Below are 4976 nucleotides of genomic sequence, written 5' to 3' on the forward strand. Positions count from 1 at the left end.
TCAACGTCATCTGGGCACTCATCCGTGACCGACGGTGCTACCAAGTGGTACCGCCCGTCACCTCCATGGCTTGACTTCAGCATTGGGAAGCGGTCAGCGGCCAGCGGTGGAAGTCCTGGCTGACCATGGCGAACCGGGAGAACAGCTCGGCCCGGTCCAGCGCGCCCGCGTCCTGACCGTCCCACCGGATCGCGCCCTCACCGGGCTGGTAGAGGCCGGCGAGAAGCTTGACCAGGGTCGTCTTGCCGGAGCCGTTCTCCCCGACCAGGGCCACGATCTTTCCCATGGGGATGTCGAGGGTCACACCGCTGAGAGCGGGCCGCTTCGTGGGGGAGTCGCCCGGATAGGCGAAGGTGACGTCCTCGAACCGGATGAGCCGTGGCTGCTCGGGGACCGGCAGCCCGCCGACGGGGATGGCCCGCTTCCCGGCCTCGACACACAGCCGCTCCAGGTCCATCACGTAACACGCCTCCTCGTAAAGGCTGTTGACCTGAAGGATGAGGGTCGTCAGGCTCGCCGCCCCGCTGCGGGTGGCCAGCACGGCGGTCCCCGCGACCGACAGGGCCATCACCCCGGTCAGCAGGAGGCCGCCCAGCGCGAGATAAGTCACGAGAGTGGCGATGCCCGTCAGGGCCGAGGCGATCAGCCGGGTTCTGGCCGCGCTGCGCGCGAGCCGGGTCTGCTCACCCTCCGAGCTCTCGGACATGCTCCGGAAGTGGCCCAGCAGGAACGGCCCCACGTCGTGCACCCGGATCTCCGGCGCGGGATCGGTACGGATCAGGGTCTGGCTCAGCAGACGGCCGGCCCGGGAGTGCTGGGCCCACCGCTGGAACGACTCGTAGCGCGTCCGGGAGTTGCGCAGCGCAGCCCAGGAGCGCGGCAGGGTCATCAGAAGCAGCAGGGGCAGCAGCACCGGGTGCAGGACGGTCAGCACACCGGCCGCCGCGGCGAAGGAGACCAGCGCTCCGACGACCGCTGTGCAGTACCGGATCATGCGACGGGCCCCCGCCGCCCCGTACTGGGCGGTGTCCAGCAACCGGTGGAAGTTCTCGTCCTCGATCGCCTCCAACTCCACGCGGATCACGCGCTCCAGGTACATCTCGGTCGCCACCCGCTCGACCTTCGGCTCCAGCCGTCCGGTGCCGGCGGTCGAGGCGGACAGGGCCAGGGCTCCGACGAGACTGGTGATCGCGACCCAGGTCAGCGCGGGCACGGCGGCGTGGAGCCGGTCCTCGATGGGTCCGGCGGCCAGCACGGCACCGAGGACGTCATTGACCGCCACGAGACCGATGGCCTGGGTGACGCCGTGCAGGACCTCCGCGCACCCCACCGCCCACAGGGCCCGGCGGTCGGCCCGCCACGCCAGCCGGACGGTGGAGGCGACCAGGCGGGGCAGGCTCAACGCCATCGCCCACAGCGACATTTCCAGGTAGGCCCGCTCGTGCTTGTTCCAGCCCGTGTCGTGCAGCAGCGGTCCGCCGAACAGCAACCGCTCCGAGGGTGAACCCTCCTCCGCGTCCGGACCCGCCGGGGGGCTCGTGTTCTCGGCGCGGCGACTCACACCGACCACCTCCCGGCGGTCGCGACGGCGGCCCTGGCGGACGGTGCCGGACTTACGTGTTCGAACAGCAGCCGCGCCTTGTTGGTGTGGGTGTGACGGTCGTGACGGTGATGCACTACGCCTCCTCGTTGACATCCTGATCGGACGAGTGATCGGGAGAACGACCCCCGATCGGAGGAGTCACGGCCCCCAGGAGGCGTGAGGTGGCGCAAGGATTCGAATGAACGTCAACCGCCCCGAAGTCCCGGGGCGGAGCGCCGGTCGGGGCTTGTGCGATTCACTCCACCGTGGCCCGTCACCCGATCCGGGCATTGCGTTGCTGCCGGAAACGATGAGCGCGCATCACGCGGAGGGCGGCAGGGCGTCCGGGTTGAGGTGCGCGACCAGGCGGTACAGGAGGCTGTGCGCGGTTGCCTGTTCCGCCGGGGAAAGCACGGACAGCGTGGCATCGTTGACGTTCTTGACGACGGCCTGGGCGCGCTCGGTCAGGTGTCGGCCGTCGTCGGTGATGTGCAGACAGAGCACACGTCGATTGGTCGGGTGGGGCCTGCGTTCCAGCATGCCCCGGTCGACCAGGCCGTTCACGGCGGCGCCCATGGACTGGGCCGTGACGCAGGTGCGGCGGGCGGCGTCCGCACTGGAGATGCCGGGGCTGCGGGAAATGTGCATCAGGGCGGTGTGCTGCACCAGCGTCAGGTTCAGCGCCCGCAGTTCCTTCTCCAGGCGCGTGCCCATGACCTGGGAGAACTGCCAGGCCAGATAGCCGGTCGTCGCGGACTGTTCGTTCATGGACACCACCACTTGTAAGGCACCTTATATTTCCTGCTACGGTTATCAGGCAGCTTACAAGTTTGGATGGTCTCCGTGTCACTCCCCACTTCCTCCCGCACTGCCGCCGCGCGGCAGGCACACCCGCACGCCGACATACCGGACGAGGCCCCGGCTCCGCATCCGCAGGGCGGTCTCAAGGGCGTGCTCCTCCCGGTCGCCGTCGTGCTCGCGATCGGAACGATCTTCGTCAGCGTCTACCTCGCCGCGTTCCACGCCCCCAGGCCGCACGATCTGCCGGTCGCCGCCGTGGGCACGTCGCAGGAGATACACCGGCTCGAAAAAGGCTTGGAGTCGGCCCTGCCCGGCGGCTTCGACGTACGGCCCTACGGCGACGAGAGCGCGGCCAGAAAGGCCGTCGAACACCGCGACGTCTTCGCCGCCTACCTCGTCGGCCGCGGCGAGCCGACCCTGCTGTACGCCGGCGCCAACGGGCCCTCCGTCACCGGAACCCTCACCGGAGCCTTCGGCCCGGTCGCCAAGGCGAGCGGCCACCAGCTCGCCCAGCAGGACATCCTGCCCACCTCCGAGGGCGACACCCGCGGCCTGTCGATCTTCTACGCGGCCTTCGGCCTGGTCCTGGCCGGCTATCTGTTCGGCATGATGACCTACCAGGCCGCACCCACCCTGCGCTTCAGGCAGCGCATGGCCAGCCTCGCGCTTTTCGGCGTCCTGGGCGGCATCATCATCGCCCTCCTCGCCGGAAGCACCGGATTCGGCGCACTGCCCGGCTCGTTCGTCGGGATCGCCGGGATGACCGCGCTGATGGCGATGGCGGCAGGCGGCGCGACCATGGTGTTCATCCGCTGGACCGGAGCGGCGGGCGCCGGGCTGGCCTCGGTCGTTCTGCTGACCCTCGGCAACAGCACCAGCGGTGGTGTCATGCCCGCCCCCTACCTGCCCGGCTGGCTGCACCCGCTGTCCGAGGTCCTGCCCGTCGGCGCCGGTGTCCGCGCCATCCAAGGCCTGGCGTACTTCCACCACGACGGCCTGGAGCGCGGCATCATCGTGCTGGCCATCTGGATCGTCGCCTGCGCGGGACTCCTCTACCTGCGGGACGCGCGCGGCGCCCGCGGTCGACAGGCCGCCACCTCCTGAGCCAGGACTTCGCCGGGGCCGGCCCGCTCGCACCGGGGCCGGCCCCGGCGTATGGGTCGCAGGCCTGCCCCGTCCCGGCCTTATGTAGGCCCCGGCCACCCCTACGCCTCGGACCGCCGTCCGCTGCCGACCCCCTCGCAGGCCGGGGGCGCGAGCCCGGTGACGAGGCCGTCGGCCTCAAGGACTACGAGGCCATGTACGAGATCCTCGAACCCGCGTCCGCCGTCCTGTCCGGCCGCGCTCTGGTGAACCTCAGCTCGGGTACGCCCACCGAGGCCCGCGCGACGGTCGCGTGGGCCGGGGAGCGCGACGCCGATTACCTCGTTATGACGCGCGCAGAACCAGGCAGACGAATCCCCACGTGTCCCGGTAGACGCGCAGCCACTCGGAACGGTGGGTCGTGGCTGCCGCGAGCGCTTCGGGGCTCCCCGGATCGTCGGGGTGGTCCAGCGCCCATGCGGCCAGGGACCCCGTCCAGGCCCATTCATAGGAGTCCAGCTCTCGGCGTGTGCTGACGTGTCCGTGTACGGGGGTCCAGCCGTCGGCGACGACGTGGTCCACCGTGGTCGCCAGATCGTGGAAGTCCCCGAGCATGTCGAGGGCCTCCGGCGAGGGCTCGCGCTCCCAGAAGCCGTCACCGACCAGGACGCGCCCGCCGGGAGCCAGATGCTCGCGCGCGGCCGCGAGGGTGGGGAGCAACCCACCGAAGGCATGCGTGGACCCGACACAGAGCACCAGGTCGAACGGGTGCGGGGAGGTGAAGTCCGAGGCGTCCTGGTGGTGGAGTGTGAGCCGGTCCTGGACGCCGAGTTCGACCGCGGCCCCGTGGGCGCGCGTCAGGGACGCCTCGGATATGTCCACGCCCTCGGCACGCAGGTGCGGGCGGGCGGCCAGGGCGCGCAGGAGCCATTCCCCACCGCCGCAGCCGAGGTCGAGGACACGCTCGTCGCCGCGTGGGAGGCCGTGGTCCAGCAGGTCGCGGACCGAGACGTCGTCGAGCGGGGCCGCGATCGGATGGTCGGCATGTGCGAGGCGGGAGATCTCTTCACGTTTCACCGGCGCAGCCTGACATGGGCACGCTGCGCGCGCACCTGCTTTTCGCCCCCGAGCCGGACGACCCGCCGCGGCTCCGTCAGCGGGATTCACGCGATCGCACGCGCCAGCTGCGGGTCGTGTGATCGCTGCGTGTGATAGCAAGGGAAACGGCGGAAATCGCCCCGAAAAGCACCACGGAGAGAGGAGTCGGCATGTCCTCGAAGCGGCGCCGCAAGAAGAAGGCACGTCGTAAGCACGCAGCCAACCACGGTCGACGGCCTCAGTGCTGAGACAGGCCCGGAACGGCTGGATTCACGATGGGGCGGCCCCTGGGGCCGCCCCATCGCGCGCCGGACGGCGTGTGTCCGGCTGCTTACGTGGTGTGTGGGGGTGGGGGGTGTGGTGTGAGGCCGCTCATGGGACCTGGATCACTTACGAACCCGGATAGTGGGCT

At 70.4% G+C, this 4976-nt stretch carries 5 protein-coding genes; 2 read left to right on the top strand and 3 right to left on the bottom strand.

Annotated features, from left to right (window positions below):
* Positions 1–76: 76 nt before the first annotated feature.
* A complete protein-coding gene (locus ACZ53N_RS36270) occupies positions 77–1561 on the bottom strand; it encodes an ATP-binding cassette domain-containing protein (protein ID WP_469144984.1) in 1485 nt (494 codons plus the stop codon).
* 342 nt (positions 1562–1903) lie between these two features.
* Positions 1904–2350, bottom strand: coding sequence for a MarR family winged helix-turn-helix transcriptional regulator (locus ACZ53N_RS36275; RefSeq protein WP_469144985.1), 447 nt, complete (start codon positions 2348–2350; stop codon positions 1904–1906).
* A gap of 75 nt (positions 2351–2425) precedes the next feature.
* On the opposite strand from ACZ53N_RS36275, the gene ACZ53N_RS36280 reads away from it, so the two are divergent.
* A complete protein-coding gene (locus tag ACZ53N_RS36280) occupies positions 2426–3487 on the top strand; it encodes an ABC-2 transporter permease (RefSeq protein ID WP_469144986.1) in 1062 nt (353 codons plus the stop codon).
* A 324-nt stretch (positions 3488–3811) separates the two neighbouring features.
* On the opposite strand, the gene ACZ53N_RS36285 is transcribed toward ACZ53N_RS36280, so the two are convergent.
* On the bottom strand, positions 3812–4543 hold the full coding sequence (locus tag ACZ53N_RS36285) for an SAM-dependent methyltransferase (RefSeq protein WP_469144987.1): 732 nt from the start codon (positions 4541–4543) through the stop codon (positions 3812–3814).
* Positions 4544–4734: 191 nt separating this feature from the next.
* Here ACZ53N_RS36285 and ACZ53N_RS36290 point away from each other — a divergent pair, with 191 nt between their 5' ends.
* On the top strand, positions 4735–4812 hold the full coding sequence (locus ACZ53N_RS36290) for a 50S ribosomal protein bL37 (protein WP_466782871.1): 78 nt from the start codon (positions 4735–4737) through the stop codon (positions 4810–4812).
* Positions 4813–4976 lie beyond the last annotated feature (164 nt).

This window comes from Streptomyces sp. NPDC033229, assembly GCF_055576875.1.